Annotated in this window: 15 protein-coding genes and 1 tRNA gene; 10 read left to right on the top strand and 6 right to left on the bottom strand. The window is 58.9% G+C overall.

Annotated features, from left to right (window positions below; genetic code table 11):
- Window positions 1–198 precede the first annotated feature (198 nt).
- Genes EOW68_RS07190 through EOW68_RS07180 form a run of 3 tightly spaced genes read left to right on the top strand, consistent with a single transcriptional unit; the run spans window position 199 to window position 4906 of the window.
- Window positions 199–3882: an LAGLIDADG family homing endonuclease gene (locus tag EOW68_RS07190; protein WP_128224483.1), complete on the top strand. Its 3684-nt coding sequence runs from the start codon at window positions 199–201 to the stop codon at window positions 3880–3882.
- Between the two features lie 28 nt (window positions 3883–3910).
- The gene (locus tag EOW68_RS07185; protein WP_128224482.1) at window positions 3911–4189 is read left to right on the top strand and encodes a DUF7854 family protein; all 279 of its coding nucleotides are present in this window, start codon (window positions 3911–3913) and stop codon (window positions 4187–4189) included.
- Window positions 4190–4249: 60 nt separating this feature from the next.
- The gene (locus tag EOW68_RS07180) at window positions 4250–4906 is read left to right on the top strand and encodes a CRISPR-associated protein Cas4 (protein ID WP_128224481.1); all 657 of its coding nucleotides are present in this window, start codon (window positions 4250–4252) and stop codon (window positions 4904–4906) included.
- A gap of 21 nt (window positions 4907–4927) precedes the next feature.
- On the opposite strand, the gene EOW68_RS07175 is transcribed toward EOW68_RS07180, so the two are convergent.
- The 3 genes from EOW68_RS07175 to EOW68_RS07165 are packed head-to-tail and all read right to left on the bottom strand — an operon-like array spanning window position 4928 to window position 6385.
- The gene (locus tag EOW68_RS07175) at window positions 4928–5530 is read right to left on the bottom strand and encodes an L-threonylcarbamoyladenylate synthase (RefSeq protein ID WP_128224480.1); all 603 of its coding nucleotides are present in this window, start codon (window positions 5528–5530) and stop codon (window positions 4928–4930) included.
- 7 nt (window positions 5531–5537) lie between these two features.
- Window positions 5538–6068, bottom strand: a complete 531-nt coding sequence (locus EOW68_RS07170; RefSeq protein WP_128224479.1) for a redoxin domain-containing protein — start codon at window positions 6066–6068, stop codon at window positions 5538–5540.
- Between the two features lie 2 nt (window positions 6069–6070).
- Complete coding sequence (locus EOW68_RS07165) at window positions 6071–6385, bottom strand: glutaredoxin family protein (protein WP_128224478.1); 315 nt, start codon at window positions 6383–6385, stop codon at window positions 6071–6073.
- An 83-nt stretch (window positions 6386–6468) separates the two neighbouring features.
- On the opposite strand from EOW68_RS07165, the gene EOW68_RS07160 reads away from it, so the two are divergent.
- A complete protein-coding gene (locus EOW68_RS07160; protein ID WP_128224477.1) occupies window positions 6469–7845 on the top strand; it encodes a hemolysin family protein in 1377 nt (458 codons plus the stop codon).
- 4 nt (window positions 7846–7849) lie between these two features.
- Here EOW68_RS07160 and EOW68_RS07155 read toward each other — a convergent pair whose 3' ends face one another.
- Window positions 7850–9034: an inorganic phosphate transporter gene (locus EOW68_RS07155; RefSeq protein WP_128224640.1), complete on the bottom strand. Its 1185-nt coding sequence runs from the start codon at window positions 9032–9034 to the stop codon at window positions 7850–7852.
- A 300-nt stretch (window positions 9035–9334) separates the two neighbouring features.
- Here EOW68_RS07155 and EOW68_RS07150 point away from each other — a divergent pair, with 300 nt between their 5' ends.
- Window positions 9335–9847, top strand: coding sequence for a DUF5817 domain-containing protein (locus tag EOW68_RS07150; protein ID WP_128224476.1), 513 nt, complete (start codon window positions 9335–9337; stop codon window positions 9845–9847).
- A 445-nt stretch (window positions 9848–10292) separates the two neighbouring features.
- On the opposite strand, the gene EOW68_RS07145 is transcribed toward EOW68_RS07150, so the two are convergent.
- Window positions 10293–10365 (bottom strand) — tRNA-Asn (locus tag EOW68_RS07145).
- Window positions 10366–10457: 92 nt separating this feature from the next.
- On the opposite strand from EOW68_RS07145, the gene cca reads away from it, so the two are divergent.
- On the top strand, window positions 10458–11819 hold the full coding sequence (gene cca / locus EOW68_RS07140) for a CCA tRNA nucleotidyltransferase (protein WP_128224475.1): 1362 nt from the start codon (window positions 10458–10460) through the stop codon (window positions 11817–11819).
- Here the strand turns inward: cca and EOW68_RS07135 are convergent, their stop codons facing one another.
- Window positions 11820–12485, bottom strand: a complete 666-nt coding sequence (locus EOW68_RS07135) for an Sjogren's syndrome/scleroderma autoantigen 1 family protein (protein ID WP_128224474.1) — start codon at window positions 12483–12485, stop codon at window positions 11820–11822. It abuts the gene before it with no gap.
- A 152-nt stretch (window positions 12486–12637) separates the two neighbouring features.
- On the opposite strand from EOW68_RS07135, the gene EOW68_RS07130 reads away from it, so the two are divergent.
- The 4 genes from EOW68_RS07130 (at window position 12638) to EOW68_RS07115 (ending at window position 18147) form a co-directional block, all read left to right on the top strand.
- The gene (locus tag EOW68_RS07130) at window positions 12638–13507 is read left to right on the top strand and encodes a CheF family chemotaxis protein (RefSeq protein ID WP_128224473.1); all 870 of its coding nucleotides are present in this window, start codon (window positions 12638–12640) and stop codon (window positions 13505–13507) included.
- Between the two features lie 102 nt (window positions 13508–13609).
- Window positions 13610–14473: a CheF family chemotaxis protein gene (locus EOW68_RS07125; protein ID WP_128224472.1), complete on the top strand. Its 864-nt coding sequence runs from the start codon at window positions 13610–13612 to the stop codon at window positions 14471–14473.
- A gap of 186 nt (window positions 14474–14659) precedes the next feature.
- The gene (locus EOW68_RS07120) at window positions 14660–16213 is read left to right on the top strand and encodes an ABC transporter substrate-binding protein (RefSeq protein WP_431358793.1); all 1554 of its coding nucleotides are present in this window, start codon (window positions 14660–14662) and stop codon (window positions 16211–16213) included.
- 20 nt (window positions 16214–16233) lie between these two features.
- Window positions 16234–18147 carry a HAMP domain-containing protein gene (locus tag EOW68_RS07115; protein ID WP_128224470.1) on the top strand — a complete coding sequence of 638 codons (1914 nt, stop codon included), beginning with the start codon at window positions 16234–16236 and terminating at the stop codon, window positions 18145–18147.
- Window positions 18148–18341: the final 194 nt, after the last annotated feature.

Here is an 18341-nt window from a genome sequence, read left to right as displayed (position 1 = left end):
GGATGGGATTGCTACTCGACGGACAGAAACTGGTTCCGAGAGTCAGGCTACCGGTGTCTCGAACACCGGTTCGGGCTCGACTGTTCTCGTTTTTTCTGATGTGCGGGAGAAACACTCCGCGACAGTACGGACAAGCTTCAGTTCCACCCCGGTTTGCGAACCTTCTTGAATGGGCGGGCATTATCTCTGCTTCACCAGATGGCCCGTGCGGATGACACAGAACTGATCGACTCGTTCGAGGAGTTCTACAGGAGTTACTACCGAAACGAGATCGCCCAGCTCGCCCAGAAGTATCCCAACGAGCAGAAATCGCTGTACATCGACTGGGGGGATCTCTACCGGTTCGATTCGGATCTCGCCGACGACTTCCGAAACAAACCCACACAGCTCCGCGAGTACGCCGAGGAGGCGTTGCGGCTGTACGATCTGCCCGTCGACGTCTCGCTGGGGCAGGCCCACATCCGGGTGCAGAATCTCCCGGAGACGACGGGCATCCGCGAGATCCGGGCGGACCACCGCGGGATGTTGATCTCGGCACAGGGGATCGTCAGGAAGGCGACCGATGTCCGTCCGAAGATCACGACGGCGGCCTTCGAGTGCCAGCGCTGTGGGACGCTCACCCGCATCCCCCAGGAGGGCGGCGACTTTCAGGAGCCCCACGAGTGCCAGGGCTGTGAACGACAGGGTCCGTTCCGGATCAACTACGACCAGTCGGAGTTCATCGACGCACAGAAACTCCGCATCCAGGAATCCCCCGAGGGACTCCGTGGTGGCGAGACACCACAGAGCATCGACGTCCACATCGAAGACGACATCACCGGCGAGGTGACCCCTGGAGACCACGTCACTGCGACGGGAATTCTCAACCTCGAACAGCAGGGTAACGACCGCGAGAAGTCGGCGATGTTCGACGTCTACATGGAGGGACTGAGCATCGAGGTCGAAGACGAGCAGTTCGAGGAGATGGATATCTCCGAAGATGACAAAAAGGAGATCGTCGAACTCTCGAACACACCCAACATCTACGAGGAGATGGTCGGCGCGATCGCGCCCTCGATCTACGGCTACGAGATGGAGAAAAAGGCGATGGTCTTCCAGCTGTTTTCGGGTGTGACGAAGTTCCTCCCCGACGGCTCGCGGACACGCGGGGATTTGCATATTCTCCTCGTTGGCGATCCTGGTACCGGGAAGTGTGTAAAGGGGGATACGACAGTTACGCTTGGTGACGGTCGACGGAAGCAGATCGGTAAACTCGTCGAGGAGAACCTCGATGATCCCGTCCCAGTTGACGATGGGGTGTACAATACAGTCGACATTCCAGTCCCGTCATTAACCGACGACGGACGAATTGAGAACCGAAGCGCGACGAAAGTGTGGAAACGTGAAGCGCCCGAAAAGATGTATCAGATTACGACTGCGAGCGGCCGTGAAATCGAAGTCACACCATCTCATCCGCTTTTTGTTCAGTCTGATGGGGAATTTGTGCCTCGTGAAGCTGAACATCTCCGTACAGGTCAATTTATTGCCATTCCTAGACAGATATCGACCACTGCAGAGACAAACCTTGATATTGATTATCGTCGCTCTCAAGCGAACAATGCTGTGCGTCTAAACCTTCCCGACACCTGGGAACCGTGGCTCGCTCGCCTCATAGGTTATATCATTGCAGAAGGCCATGTCTCTTTGAGTGATGATCATACAGGGACTGTCTCGATCACTAACAACGATTCTGAGATCTTATCCGATGTGAGACAAGCCTTCGATAAATTAAATCTCTCATACTTCGAGCGAGATGGTCGTGATCACAAAACAGCAAGTGAAATAAATTGTACAGCAGGTGAGTTCGTTAGTTTCCTCGAAAACCTCGAACCCGCGATTCTGAAATGCTCCGCAGAACAGCGGGTCCCCGAAAAAATAGCAGTGGCGGATACACAGACTCGGCAGAACTTCTTACAGGCATACATAGAGAGTGAAGGACACGTTTCTACCAAACAGCGTGAAATCGCAGTGTCATCTATGAGTCGTGAACTGCTTGAGGATGTTCGCTCCCTTCTCTTGTCTGAGGGTATTCATAGCAGGTTGGAACAGCGTGAAAATGGCAGTCACCGCCTCAGAATTAGTGGAAACAACTTCGCGACGTATGTTGAAGAAATCGGGCTCATAACGGAACGGAAGTCAGGAGCTGCGGCAGCTTTCGATGGAATTTCACAGAATACGAATACCGATGTTGTCCCTGGCGTTGGCGAACTGTTACGGGATGTCCGTGAGTCGCTCGCTCTTCCGCAGTCTGAGTGTGGTATCCTGCGCCAAACATACCAACACTACGAACGTGGCGACCGGAACCCGAGCAGTGACCGTCTCAAAACTGTTGTCCGTGAATTCTCGACCCGAATCGAACAGTTGCATGACTTGCGAAAGCGTGTCGAAAACAACGAGTGGGGCGCAATCGAATCTGCGAGAGAGGAACTGAATCTCTCTCAACGAGTACTTTCGGAGGGAATGAACGTTACGCAAACAGCTATAAGCTACTACGAACGCGAAAACGTCGCACCAGACGGAGGAAAACTCGACGATGCACGATCAATTATACTAGATCGCATTGATGAGGCACTTGCGGTCACAGAGACGGTTCAAAAGCTGGAAACGCTTGCTCAAGGTTCTGTTCACTGGGAGAAAATCAACTCAATAAAGATCCTTGAACCAGATTACAACTGGGTATACGACCTCGAAGTCGCTGATACGCACAATTACATCTCGAATGGAATTATTTCCCACAACTCCCAGCTCTTACAGTACATCAAGAATATCGCGCCACGCTCGGTGTACACCTCCGGGAAGGGGTCGTCGGCGGCAGGGCTCACCGCTGCGGCTGTGAGGGACGACTTCGGCGAAGGCCAGCAGTGGACCCTCGAAGCGGGTGCACTCGTGCTGGCAGACCAGGGAATTGCGGCAGTGGACGAACTCGATAAGATGAGGAGCGAAGATCAAAGCGCCATGCACCAGGCGCTCGAACAACAGAGTATTAGCGTCTCTAAGGCCGGAATTAACGCAACACTCAAATCACGCTGTTCACTCCTGGGTGCAGCGAACCCGACGTACGGCCGCTTCGACGAGTACGAACCGATCGGTGAGCAGATCGATCTCACGCCGCCGCTGATCTCCCGGTTCGACCTCATCTTCACCGTCACCGACAAACCCGACGAGGAGAAAGACTCCGAACTGGCAGAGCACATCCTGCAGACCAACTACGCGGGCGAACTCAACACCCACCGGACGGAGACGAGCGCGTCGAACTACACCCAGGAGGAAGTCGAGCGCATCACAGACGATGTCGCGCCGACGATCGAACCCGACCTCCTCCGGAAGTACGTCGCCTACGCCCAGCGGAACTGCTATCCGACGATGACCGAGGATGCGAAATCCGCGATCCAGGAGTACTACGTCGATCTCCGGTCGACGGGTGATACCGAAGACGCCCCAGTCCCCGTCACAGCCCGAAAACTCGAAGCGCTCGTCAGACTCTCGGAGGCCAGCGCACGCGTGCGACTCTCCGATACGGTCGAGGAAAGCGACGCACAGCGGGCGATCGATATCGCACAGTACTGTCTGGAAGATATCGGGCTCGACCCCGAGACGGGCGAACTCGACGCGGATATGATCGAGACAGGCACCTCGAAGAGCCAGCGCGACCGGATCAAGAACATCAAACAGCTCATCTCGATGATCGAGGAGGAGTACGACGAGGGTGCACCCGTCGACATCATCATCGAACGCGCCGAGGAGGAGGGGATCGAAGAGAGCAAGACCGAACACGAAATCGAGAAACTCAAACAGAAAGGCGAAGTGTACGAACCACAGCAAAACCACCTTCGCACTACCTGATCTTCACCCGAACACTCCACCTGACACAATGGACCGAATCTCAGCCCTCCGGAACATCGAAGACGCACTCACACAGTACGAGAACAACGAACTCGCACTCCCGGAGTTAGAAGGCGAGGTCCGGGGGATTTTACGGACCTACGCGACCGAGTTCGACGAGGCGACGGCGGCCTACCGTGCCACCGGCGACGAGCGTGCCGAAGGGCTAGTCGTCGTTGCCGCCTCGAAGACCGAGGCACGCGACCAGATCGAGGAGTTACTTCCCGATCCTGGGGCGGCGACCTTCGAGGTCGAGCCCATGGAGTGAGATTGCAGTTCCTGCTACCCGGGGCCGACTTTTTTATTCGAAAGCGCGGCCAGTAGGCCTATGCACTCGTTTCGCGACGTCGAGGCAGCGGCCTACTGTCCCCGAAAGCTCTACTACCGGCGCACGAGTCCCGACGAGACCGAACCACCGGAGATCGTCGGCGAGCGCCGTGAGATTGCCTTCGAGTACGACAAGTTGCTGGCCGATACGGAGCGACTGAAATCAGCGCCTATCGACGTAACTCCGACGCAGTTCCAGTCCAGACTGGGCTGTGCAAAGGCCCGCCTCGACCGGTGGGACGATCTCTCCGATCCAGCCGACACCGAGCTATTCCTCAGCGGACGGGAGTGTCGCGGGATCGCGCACAAAGTGCTCGACTCACCGCCGTCACTATCGCTTGTCTTCGCAGGCGAACCCCCCGAGGAGGGGATCTGGCGGCCACAGAGCGCGCGACTGATGGCTGCCGCGAAAGCACTGTCCTGGGAACGGGAGACGGCAGTCGACACTGTCTACGCCGAGTATCCAGCCTACGGAATCGTCCGGAAGGTCGACGTCGATGCCCGCCGGACAGCAGCCTACCGCGAGGCTGTGCGGATCGCGGATTCCATCGACGGGCCACCCGCGAGAACTTCCAATCGTTCGAAATGCGAGCCCTGTGAGTACCAGCCACAGTGTGGCGTCAAAACCCGCTCGCTGCGGAGTCTCCTCGGCGACTGACCCGAACAGTGCCAGCGACGGTCAGTGCTCGGACAGCCAGGCGTCGATCTCGTCGGCGCGCGCACCGCGTCGGTGGATCTCGTCGTTTTCAAGATCGACGACAGTCGAGCCCCCACCCGGCGTCTCGCCGCTATCGAGGACGACCGCGGTGGCGTCCTGGATCGCCTCGTCGAGTTCTTCGACGCTGCGTGCACTGCCGGTCCCGCTCACGTTGGCACTCGTCGCGGTGATCGGGCCCGCCTGTCGTGCCAGTTCGAGTGCGACCTCGTGGTCGGGAACCCGGATGCCGACACGCTCGCTGCCCGCGGTGAGCACGTCCGGGACCATCGGCTTGCGTTCGAGAACGACAGTCACTGGTCCGGGGAGAAACGCCTCGATGAACGCTCGCTCGCGCTCCGTGGGTCTGGTGTACTCGCGGACCGTCGCGAGATCGGCCACGGCCATCGAGAGCGGGTCGGAGCGACCCCGGCCTTTCGCCTCGAACACCGACTCGACGGCCTCGATGTCGAGTGCATCGGCCCCCAGTCCGTACACTGTCTCCGTCGGGTAGACGACGAGCTCTCCGGCCTCGATCGCCCGCGCGGCACGTTCGATATCGATATCGTCGGATGGGACGGCTGGCATATCTCGGTCAGTCGCCGGCGGCGTCTTCGACAGCCGCCTCGAACTCGTCGTAGTCGGGGAAGTCGGGGTGTTCACTCGCTACCCAGGCGTACTGGATCGTCCGTTCGTCGTCGATGACGAACGTTGCCGTGCGCGGCTCGTCGATCCCGGTCATCCCGTCGAGATCGTTGACGATGCCGTACTGCTCGGCGACTTCGTTCGATGGGTCGGAAAACAGCTGGATCTCGGTGTCCTCGAGTTCCCGTTCCTGGAGGAGCGTCTTGTGCTCGTAGGGCGTCGAAATCGAGAGTCCGACGACAGTGATCTCGTTGCTGTCGATGTCGCGGTCGCGCAGTTCGTTCCAGATGTAGGTGGCGGGGAAGGCACCATCCATCGGATAGAAGATCAGTGCGACCGGCCCCTCGTCGGTCAACGCCGACAGTGACGTGTCCTCCCAGTACTCGTCGTTGACGAGCGGTCGTTCGAAATCCGGTGCTGTCTCGCCTTCTTCTGGGTTGTCCGGTTCGTCGAGTTCGACGACGTCGAATTCCAGCTCCATCGTTACGACCGCTCACCCGCGACAGAGCCTGCTGTTGCCGTGGTGTCTGTCCCTGCGCTCCCTGCCCGTTCGCCGTAGGCTCCGTCGAGATACTCGACGATATTGGCGCTTTCGGCCATCGTTACACCGGTGTTCTCGTCGACGATGACCGGGACGGTCCGGACACCGCTTTCGCGTTTGACGACGTCCCGATCCGAGTGCATCGGTTCGACGAACCGTGAGGTGTACTCCAGATCGTACTCCTGGAGTTTCCTGACTGCGCGTTCACAGAACGGACAGCTCTGTAATCTGTAGAGAGTGATTGCTGGTTTACTCATAGGTTCGGTAGGGGCGAGAGCAGTGTAATTGCTTCGGTGAAACAGGAAACGCTTAATCGTTATCGCCGTGAACTGTAGGATCGATGCACTATTTCGCTGCTGACAGCCTCGCGACTGCACTCCCCCTCTCTATCGACGTGTTTGGGTTGACGATCTCCGAAAATCTCTTCGCCGGACTGGGAGTACTCGCGATCGCTGTCCTGATCGCGCTGTCGGCCTTTTTTTCGTCCTCCGAGATCGCGATGTTCTCGCTTCCCGACCACCGTGTCGAGACGATCGCCGAGGAGGGCAAACACGGGTCGAAATCGCTCAAGCAACTCAAGGAGGATCCACACCGACTGCTCGTGACGATCCTCGTCGGGAACAATCTGGTCAACGTCGCGATGTCCTCGATCGCGACTGGATTGCTCGGCATCTACGTCGGCAATCAGGGTGTTGCAGTGATCGGCGCGACCTTCGGGATCACGGCACTGGTCTTGCTGTTCGGGGAGAGTGCGCCGAAATCGTACGCCGTCGACAACACCGAATCCTGGGCGCTGACGATCGCCCGGCCGTTGCGGTTTGCCGAGTACATTCTGATGCCGCTGGTCTGGCTGTTCGATCATCTGACGCGGCTGGTCAACAAGATCACCGGTGGCCGATCCGCGATCGAGGAATCCTACATCACGCGCCAGGAGATCCGGGATATTATCGAAACGGGCGAGCGCGCGGGCGTCCTCGAAGAGGAAGAACGGGAGATGCTCCAGCGGACGCTGCGATTCAACCGGACGATCGTCAAGGAGGTGATGACGCCGCGGCTGGATATGACTGCCGTCCCAAAAGATGCGACGATCGACGAGGCGATCGAGACCTGTGTTCAGAGCAACCACGAACGGCTCCCGGTCTACGACGGCGAACTGGACAACGTGATCGGCGTCGTCCACGTCAGCGACCTCGTCCGTGACCGGACCTACGGCAACGACAACGTCGAACTGGAGGATCTCATCGAACCGACCCTGCACGTCCCCGAGTCGAAAAACGTCGACGAACTGCTCGCCGAGATGCGCGAAAAACGACTCAACATGGTGATCGTCATCGACGAGTTCGGGACGACAGAAGGGCTGGTGACCGTCGAAGATCTCGTCGAGGAGATCGTCGGCGAGATTCTCGAAGGCGGCGAGGCAGAGCCGATCGAGTTCGTCGACGACGATACGGCGATCGTCAAAGGCGAGGTCAACATCGACGACGTCAACGAGAAACTGGAGATCGAACTGCCAGAGGGTGAGGAGTTTGAGACGATCGCGGGCTTCATCTTCAACCGCGCCGGCCGGCTCGTCGAACAGGGCGAGTCCATCGCCTACGAAGGACTGGAGATCCGCGTCGAACAGGTCGAGAACACGCGGATTATGAAAGCGCGGATCACCGGGCTGGAATCGTATCCGCAGAGTCCCGAGGAGCCAGTCGACGAAGCTGTGGAGTAAGCTGTTATAACAGCGCAGTGACTGCCGTGAACACTCCGTAGCTGATCAGGAATGCACCGACGAGTGAGCCGACCCAGGCGAGGACCGTGTACCCCATCTTCGAGCTACTGACCTCTCCTTCCTCGTTGCTCGCCGCGTAGCCGCTGCCGATGATCGCCGAGACGATAATCTCGTTGAAGGAGACGGGAATCCCGAAGAAGACGGCCGTCTGTGCGATCGCAAACGAGGGGATGAGTGCGGCGATCGATCGGTTGGGTCCCAGTGAGGAGTAGTCCTGCGAGATTGCCTTGATCATCCGTGGTGCACCGGTCCAGGAGCCGATGAGCAGGCCGAGACCACCGAACAGCAGGACGACGATGATCGGTGTCTCGAAGCTCCCGAGGAGTGGGATCAGGGGGCCGATTGCGAGTCCGACCTGGCTTCCGCCAGCCGAGAAGGCGACCAGCCCGCCCAGCACGAGCAGGAACTGGCGCTGTGACTTGGCCGGGTCGGCGACCGTTCGTCGCCAGAGGATAAAGACGGAGATGGCCGCGACGAGTACGGAGGTCGCAGCGTAGGTCGCGACACCGCCACCGACCGACGTGACGGCGGCCGACGAGAGCGAGGCCTGCTCGCTCCCGGGCGCGAAGAAGACGAACTGGATGTTCGCGAGAATCAGGCCGATCACGCCGCCGAGCAGCGGGACCGTCACCGTCGACGAAATGCGATCTGTCCGGAGCAGGCGTGCTGTCGAATAGGCGAGTCCACCGCCGATAAATGGTGTCAGAATCCAGAGTGCAGCGATCTCCTGGTATTTCGCCCAGGCCGGATCACCACCCATCGCGAGCCCGACACCGACGACCGCCCCAGTGACGGTGAAGGCTGTCGCGATCGGGTAACCTGTGAAGATCCCGATCGCGACCAGCGTCGCGGCGATTAGCAGGGCTATCGTTGCCGCTGTGGCCGTAAGCTCCGCTCCCATGATGAGTTCTTCACCGACAGCTTCGGTGACGTTCGCGCCCTGTAACACGGCACCGAGCAATCCGAGAATCCCGACCAGAAAGCCCGCGCGCATGATCGAGATCGCGTTGGCCCCGACGGCCGGCGCGAAGGGTGTCGACCCCGACGAGCCCGCGCCGATCGCCCACGCCATGAAGAGACTCGCGAGTCCGGCGACGAGAAGTGTCGCGATAACCGTCGTGGCAACCATCTGCGAAAGTGGTATACAGTGCATCAGTAAGAGGGTGCCGATTGCGGCGTGATCCTTGTTTTGCGGTTAGTTTCATAGTGATTATTGCGAGTCTGTACCGCCAAGTTCAGATAGAACTGGTCTAGGAGGGCCGAAACAGCCTCGGTTTCGCTGCCGTGCTGAAAATTACCGCAATAATCACTATCAGCAGTCGATGGAAACCAGGCTCTCTGACAACGCGGCAATCTCCGTGCCACCCGTACAGATTCGTACCAACTCCTCTGACCGAATATTGATTACCGGGGCGACGAAGTGGTGCGTATGTATGCGGTAGTCGGCTGTAGCGACTGTCAGGCGCTGTGGATCGTCGACGGTCGCCCGGAGCGTAGCGAGTGCCCGCGCTGTGGCCGGAGCAAAAAGTACGAGAAGCGCAAGCAGTTTGTCACGACCGACGACGAGGACCACGCCCGCGAGGTCCGCGCGTCGATGCTGGCTGCTCGGCAGGGCCAAAGCGATGCTTTCGCCGAGATTGGGACCTTCGCGGAACTGGAGGAGATGGTCGACGCATCCGGGATCGACGACGAAACCTATCTCTCCGAATCGGGGATCGACCCCGACGAGGTACAGGCAGCCGCCGACGACGAGACCACGAGCAAGAGCCGTGACGAGATCGTCCGCGAGGCGATCCGGGAACTCTCTGCCCCGACCGAGGAGGCTATCGTCGAATACGCCGACGAGCACGGCGTTTCACAGTCGTATACGGAGAAGGCTATCCGGAAACTCGTCCGGGCGGGCGAGGCGAGCGAGAATCGGGGTACGTATCGGCTGGTGTAGGCGTCCGAGTCGTGTTTCGTTCTGGCACAGACTCGTTGGATTCTGGATGAGGACTCTGGAGTGGAAGTAACCAGATGCCGTGGACAGCAAGAATGTCTCAAGGAAACCACGAATCCGAGAATACCGCTACGAACAGCAAGAAAGCCCCGAGACTCTGAACTCGGGGGACTTGCCACGTAGCTTGACCCGTAAGCCGATACGGGCGGGACTGAAAGGGGGCTTTCTTGCTGTTGTTAGCAGTACCCCCGAGTTTGTTTTCTCGAGAGATCGGCGGGTTCGTCCTTTCGGTACTCACAGACGATTCGCTTCGCTTATCGTCTTGTTCGCAATAGAAACACGCCATCGCCAGAAATCAAAGATTTCTGGCTGTCCGTGAATTTTCTCCGAAAATTCACGCCATCGCGAGACTCCGTCTCGCGTTCCGTAAAATCGCGGAGCGATTTTACGCCACCGCCAGGACTCGAACCTGGGACAACCACGTTAACAGCGTGGTGCTCTACCAACTGAGCTACGGCGGCTTGCACTCTCTGGTAGTCGGATGCATTTGATAGGCGTTTCGCTTCCGTCCCGCATCGACACGCTTTCACGTACCTGTGGGCAACCCACTCCCATGAGCGATGAGTTCGACGCCACGGTCGACGTGATCCGCGACCGCGTCGAGCCCGATTCGGCCGAACGCGAGGCACTCGACGACGCCGTCGCGGATCTCGTCTCCCGCACAGAGGCTGCTGTCGAGGAGTTACCCGTCGACGCCGAGATCGTCCAGGTCGGCTCGACGGCTCGGGATACCTGGCTCGCTGGCGACCGTGATATCGATCTGTTCGTCTGCTTTCCACCGGATATCGAACGCGAAAAGCTCGAAGCACTCGGACTCCAGATCGGCAGCGAGGTGCTCCCAGACGGCCGCGAGGAGTTCGCCGAACACCCATACACAGTCGGCGAACTCGACGGCTTCGACGTGGATCTGGTTCCCTGCTACGACGTCGAGGCTGCACGGGAGATTCAGTCCGCCGTCGATCGCACACCGTTCCACACGCTGTACATCGCCGACGAACTCACACCCAAGCTGGCCAGCGACGTTCGCGTCTGCAAGCAGTTTTTCACCGGCATTGGCGTCTACGGCAGCAATCTCAAGACGCGAGGCTTCTCGGGATTTCTGACCGAACTGCTCGTCCTCGAATACGGCGGCTTCCGCCCGCTGCTGGAGGCCGTCGCTGACTGGCAGCCACCAGTCCGGCTCGATCCCGAAGACCACGGGACAGAGACGTTCGACGACCCACTCGTGGTGATCGATCCGACCGATCCGGAGCGCAACGTTGCGGCCGTGCTCTCGGCCACCAATCTCGCACGCCTCCAGCATTTCGCCCGGGAGCTACTCGCAGATCCCCGTGAGTCGCTGTTCGTTCCCGTTGAACCTGCTCCGCTCTCCGCATCGGCGATCCGAGCACAGTTCGACCGCCGCGGGACGACCCCGGTCGCGATCCAGTTCTCGACGCCGGATATCGTCGACGATCAGCTCTGGCCCCAGCTCGAACGTTCGCGTGAGGGGATCCGTGACGAACTCGACCGGCTGGGGTTCGACGTGCTCCGGACGGCGGCGTTCGCCGACGAGATGGCGGTCCTGCTGTTCGAACTCGCTGTCGCAGAGCGACCGGCCATCGAGCGCCACGACGGTCCACCTGTCCACGTTCGCGAGCACGCGAGGCGGTTCTACGAGGCCTACGAGGAGGGTGATGCCTACGGACCGTTTATCTCCGACGGGCGGTACGTCGTCGAACGCGACCGCGAGTGGTCGTCCGCGGCGGCGTTTCTCGACAGTGACGCTCTCTTCGACGTCGCACTGGGGGTACGCATCGAATCAGCGCTCGAAGACGGCTACGACCTGCTGATCGGGGACGAACTCGGAGCCCTGGCGGACGACTTCGGCGTCGAACTGGCGCGGTATCTTTCGCCGACGCCGCGTGGCCCGTAACTATTGTCGGAGTGCCGCGAGCGCCTCGGCTGCTTCCCTGGCGGCCGCGAGCTGCTCTTTGGCCTTCCGTGGGTCTTCGGTCGCTTCTGCCTGCTGACTGAATCGGGTGAGCGTCCGGACGAGTGACTGCTCTGCGGCCGCAAGATTGCCCTCCCCGGATGTAGCTGCAGGGGTCTTCTGGGGCTGACTATGTGCCTGTCGTGTCTCCGGTCGCTGCTTTGCCTCGGGCGGCTGCTGTGGTTCCGGTGCTTGCTGTGGTTCGGTGTGTCCAGCCCGCTGATCCGGCGTCTGCTGGTGTTGGTCCTGTGATTGCTCGGCTTGCTGGGTGTCTGGCTGCTCCTGTGGCTCGTCCGCCCCGGCGGAGCCGAATTTGACCTGCGCCTCGTCGCTCGGTGATCGGACCTGAATGCTGTCGTCGTCTGTCTCGCCTGCATCCTCGCCGTTTTCCGGCTGGCTGTCGATCGGTTTCTCGCAGGTCGGGCAGAACTCCTGTCCGTCGTACCGGAAGATCGGGTCGCCACACTCCGAGCAGTGGCTGTTGGTCATCGTCGCACCCTGGAGGAGGAGTTCGCTCATCTGCTCGGTGGCCTCCCGCTCTTGTTTGTCTTTCTCGTATTTTTCTCGTAGCTTCTCCCGTTCGGCTTCCTTGTCGAAATCGTCACTCATACCTGTTAGAACGCGACGGCGGGGAAAATGTGTTGTGACACTCTCGTCGGTGGTAGTTCGTACGCTCGGAACAACTGCCAGTAGCACGACACCAACATCTGGGGTCCGGTAGAAGTTATGTACGTGGACACGTTACAGAGTGGTAGCCGGATATGAGTGAAGGGGAACAGAAACTCGTCGACACCCAGGGAGATTATCTCTACGCCGTCAAAAACGGCGAGCCAGTACCTGACGCCAGGTGGCGGTCGTGTCGGATCGTTCTGACCAGCGAGCGACTGGTCCTCTCGACGGGTGACAACAAACAGGCGATCCCCCACTCGCAGATACTCGTCCCCGACGAAGACGAATCGGTCGTTCCCGACGAACTCGACGCGATGGGATCGACAGCGCTCAAAATCGGGAACAACGTCATCCTTGTCGACGCCCAGGAACTCACCGACTTCGAATCCGAATACTGCCGTGCAGCCCTCCACGACGAAGTCATCCTCGTCAAATATCCAGCGATCATCGGCGGTGTCGTCCAGGACGACGCCTCGTGGTCGAAGGCCCGCTTTCGTCTCGACGACGATCAGGTCAACCTTGGACTTCCCGACGGCGAGACGGTCAGCTTTCCGCTCGACGATGTCGGCACGGTCGAGACCTCGACCGGACAGGTTGCCGGCGAGAACCGGGAGATCGTCCAGGTCGAACACACCGACGAGGAGGGACGGAGTGTCGAAACGCACTTTTCGGGCGTCGAGTGGCACCCAAAGGCCCTGTCGGCACTCCTGCACGCGACAATCGAAAAGCGGCAGGACGAGTACGAACTCGACGATGTCGAAAATCAGGTGTTGATGGCACTGTACTCCGGAGTCTCGCCGTTCGAGATGGCCGATTTCGTCGGGATCGAAGTCGAGAAAGTCGAGGAGATCTACGGGAGACTCGTCGAGGCCGGTGCCGTCGACAAGGTCCGTGAACGGACCGAGGTAACCCTCAACGCGAAGGGCAGAAACCTCGCAAGCGAGGCAATGAACGAACAGTAGTCTCGGCTTTACTGATTGGCGGGATGACAGGATCTGGCGGTAGACGTGGTCACAACGTATAATTGCCCCTGTGCCGTAGATTGTCTCAACGACGTCTCTGTCATGAGCAACACCGAGAAAAAAATCGAGGATACCCAGGGGAAGTATCTTCATGCCGTCAAGGGTGGCCGGGAGCTGACCGACGCGGAGTGGCAAAACTGCCGGATCGTCCTGACGACAGCGCGGCTGATGATCGTCACCGACAGCAAGATCACGATGCCCCTGGAGAAAATCGACGTCCTCGACGAGCGCGTCGACGTCAACCGGAACGCAGCATCCGAGTCCTACTACACCGCACTCGACATCGACGGCGACGTGATCCTGGTAACGACAGCCGACTACCAGGGGTTTCGGACGAACTTCTTCCGGGCGATTCTCGACGGTGCGGTGATCTACGTCAAACACCCCGCGGTCGTCGGCGGCGTGATCCAGGGAAGCGAGTGGCAGCGCGGCCGTCTGACAGTCACTGACGACACCGTCCGGATGGTGCTGGAGGACGGACAGAAGTTCATCATCGAACGCGACGACATCGGCGAGATGGAAACCGACCAGCGCGAGGTCGCAGAGGAGGAACGCAGCGTCATCGAGGTCGAACACACAGACGAGGAAGGAACGAGCCTACAGACCTACCTCTCCGGCAGACAGTACCACATCTCTGTGCTCAAACAACTACTCGAAGAAGGTGCCGAGCGCAATCGCGCCGATCTCGATCTGACTGCGACCGAACAGCGTGTCGTCATGGCGCTGTATTCCGGCGTCTCGCCGTTTGCCATCTCGGAGTTCGTCGGAATCGACGTCGAACGAGTCGAGGAGATATACGATCAACTGATCGAACTCGACGTGATCGAAGTGGTCCGCGAGCGGAAGGAGGTTTCACTGACACCACAGGGACGAACTGTTGCTGGCGAAGCGATGGGCGAGCAGTAACGATCTCTCGTCTGGTATCCACTTCTGTAGGAGTATCCTACTATTGTACTACTCTAGTTATAGAGTTACTACTGATAGATACATCTACTTGTATGGTTAATAATTAATATATACAAATATCATTTTATATTATATTCTTGCTTCAATAATACTTATAAAACAGGATGTCCTTGGATGCGCCAGGCCATGGGGAAAAAGTATAAGACTAGCTTAACGCGCCGGCAGGCGCTATCGGCAGTTGGTGTAGCGGGCCTTGCTGGGTTTGCAGGGTGTACGTCAGGTGACAGTGGTTCCGAGATTCCCAAACCGTCGGAGGAAGTTCGGTCCCGGGAGGAGGGCATCGAGGTCTGGGGTACCGAACTGAACCGGCACGCCAGAGAGGCCGGGATCGACTGGCAGATGTTCGAGGGAGAGGGTATCGAGCTGAACTTCTTGATGGGGCTCCACAAGTATTCGACGACGACGGAGCCCATGATTCCATATTTCGAGGATCTAACTGGTATCTCGGTCAACTACGAGGTCGTTCAAGAGGACAACTACTGGAAACGGGTCAGAGAGGCGATGCGAAACGAGGAGGATTTCGACGGCTACATGATCGGGAACTGGCCCGCTGGCGAGTACCACGAACCGGGCTGGGCCGTGGATCTGAACAAGTTTATCGAGGACGAGGAACTCACCGATCAGGACTGGCTCGCGATGGACGATTTCATGGATCAGACGATCGATTTCATGACGTTCCCGGACGAGAACGGGGGCGAATCGTTCATCGGCTTCCCGAACGGGATCGAGGTGTACGGCTGTGTGGGGTGCGACCGGGAGACCTACGACACGCTGGGTCTCGACGACCCGGAGACGTTTGCGGATCTCGAAGCGAACGCACAGGCTATCTCCGAGTCCGACGAAGTCGACCAGGAGGGAATGGTTTCCCGGGCCTCGACCGCGACACTCTCGGCTGCGAACTTCGGGACGATGTTCCGATCACACGACGCGAGGTGGATCGACCGCAGACTCCTTCTGGAGGAGGACGATCCGGATCCAAGCGAAGTCGCACTGCTCAACTCCGATAACGGGGTCGAAGCGCTGGAACGGTTTGGAAGTATCCTCTACAACTACGGACCCCAAGACGCTTCGCGACAAGACTGGTACGGCAACAACGCGACGTACAACAACGGCGAGGTCGGGATGATCTACTCGACGCCCCAGACATCTGGATTCATCGATACGGATCGGATCGGCGAGACGAGGTGGCTGCCCCCACTCGAGACAGAGGACGGCCGAGAGCGCGTCGGCGATACGTGGGTCTGGTCGACCGGTATCAGTTCGCACGTCTCCGAACAGCAACAGAAGGCAGCGTGGCTGTACCTCCAGTGGGTCAACTCCCGGGCAGCGAATTTCCTGCTGTCGACTCACCAGTGGGCGGATGACGAACCGCGTGCCGGCCACGCCCGCTTCGAGTGGATCTGGGACCAGGATATGTACACGTACCCGAAAGTTGATGGCAACATGAACTACGAAGAGGTCTTCGAGGAGGGGATGGATCTGGTTCCGACCAGCCCGCCACCGATCCCCGCAGACACGCCACAGAATATGGAGATCATGAGCCAGGTTGCCAACGCGATGAGTCGAACCGTCGCAAATGGGGCGAATAACGCGGAAGCAGAACTCAACGCGATCGAAGAAGGTGTCGGTACCGCTGCCAAACGGATCCCAGACCGATACATTGCCCGCCACGCCGAATGAGCTCATATAGGTGATATACTATGTCAAATGATAATTCAGATGAAACACAGAACGGAGACCACGCAGTCGAGGGGAACAGTATCTTCCCGCAGTTTATCGCCGGTAGCTTTCTGACGAAGTTCGTCATCTCGTTGCTGCTGGTGCTGGTACTCGTCGGCGGTGTGAGCGCGTTCACGTTCACACAGACGTCAGACCAGCTGTCGGACGAGGTTGAAACCGAGTACACCGGTGTTGCCGAACAGAGCGCACTTCAGCTCGACAACTGGCAGGACGCGCGTGGTGACACTGCGGTCCGCCTCTCGAATCTCGGTGATATGGAGGATGGTGATGTCGAGACCATCCAGGCGCGTATCGACGAAGAGATGCAGCGGCTTCCTGACGACGTCACTGACGTCCACTATATCAACATGGACAATGGTCGAGCCATCGCGACGAGTCGCGACCAGCTCCAGCCGCTTCAGCTCGAAGATGGATCGTACGACTTCAACACGCTCTCGAGTAACGAAGCGCCGTGGGTCACACAGAATATCGAAGACCTGACCTTCGGGGATAACGACCTGTTCATCTCCGAGCCAGTGTTCGCCCTGCAGCAGTCGAACATCTACTTCATCAGTCCGGTCGAGACCAACGACGACAGGGATATTGTCCTCGCGATGCAGGCGAACCTCGATGCGCTGGCCGGTGACCTCGGAACGAACGAGGAAAACCAGTTCACGCAGGTCGTCAACGAACAGGGTGACGTCGTCGCCGACTCCTCGGAAGAAGACGTGCTGTCGCTCGAACAGGGTGTCAATTTCCCCAAATACATCGAGGGACAGAGTAGCTTCCCGAGCTTTATTCAGGACTCCTCGGGGTTCGTCGAATCGGTCGATAAGGGCGGCGCACTCGAGGAAGACCACGTCGCTGGATACGCGACTGTCTCCGACAGCGACCTTGCAGTCGTCACGCACGTCCCGTCCGCACAGGCGTTCTCGCTCCGATCGACGGTGACGAACAGCCTCGCTGTCCTCGTCGCGACTGTGTTGCTCGGCTTCCTCTTCGTCGGGCTCCTCTTCGGTCGTGGGACGGTCAACGCCCTCTCCCGGCTCACGACCAAAGCAGAGGAACTCGAGGGCGGCAACCTCGATGTGGATTTGTCGGTCGAGCGCTCCGACGAGTTCGGGCGACTGACGGCGGCCTTCGCGGGGATGCGTGACTCGCTTCGTGACCGGATTCAGGAAGCCGAACACTCCCGCCGTGAGGCCGAAATCGCACGGACCGAGGCAGAGCAACTGGCGGCGTATCTCCAGGAGAAAGCCGAAGAGTACTCCGATGTCATGCAACAGGTCAGTGCCGGTGATCTGACCCAGAGCATGGATATCGACAAGGAAAACGACGCCATGGACCAGATCGCATCCGACTTCAACGAGATGGTGACGGAACTGGAAAAGACAGTCGGCCAGCTCCAGTCGTTCTCCGGCGAAGTGATGGACTCCGGTGAGTTCGTCCTGTCGAGTACCGAAAACATCCGGCAGGCCTCCGAGGATGTCGCCGACTCCGCCCAGCGGATCTCCGACGACGCCCACCAGCAACAGAACCGGCTGCAAACTGTCGTCTCGGACATCGACACGGTTATTGCGGCGTTCGAACGACTCCTCGACGAGAATCCGGATCTCGATATCGACGAGGAACTCGACCAGCTTCGTGAGTTCAAAGGTGAACTCGAAGCCGCTGCCGAGACCAGCGACGGGCTGTTGACCGAAACCGAGAATGTCGCCGGCGCTGCCGAAGAACAGGCCGCCGAACTCAACGAAGTCTCGGCCCGTGCCGACCGGCTCAAACGCTACGCACAGCCACTCGGAGAGATTGTCAACAAGTTCGATACGGACGAAGAACACGAGTTCGTCTTCTCGACCGGTCCGACGGAGTCGCCGACGGAAACTGGCGACGACTGATCTCGGTTTTTTTGGCTCTGTTGAAACCCTTAAGAACTGATAGGATCGGCGTGCGAGATACAGAGGATGACGGCACCGTAGAAAGGGTAGTCGATAAGTGATTGGAATTCATCAGAGAACTCTGTTCTAACTTTGATCTATAATTTTCATAGGTTATTTACATCAGCGTCCCGTTAAATCAATAAACTGGTTGA

This window comes from Halovenus amylolytica, assembly GCA_004015825.1.
GTDB classification, from domain to species: Archaea; Halobacteriota; Halobacteria; order Halobacteriales; family Haloarculaceae; genus Halovenus; species Halovenus amylolytica.
Note: the sequence above shows the minus strand (reverse complement) of the source record. Positions and strands in the feature narration are given on the sequence as shown.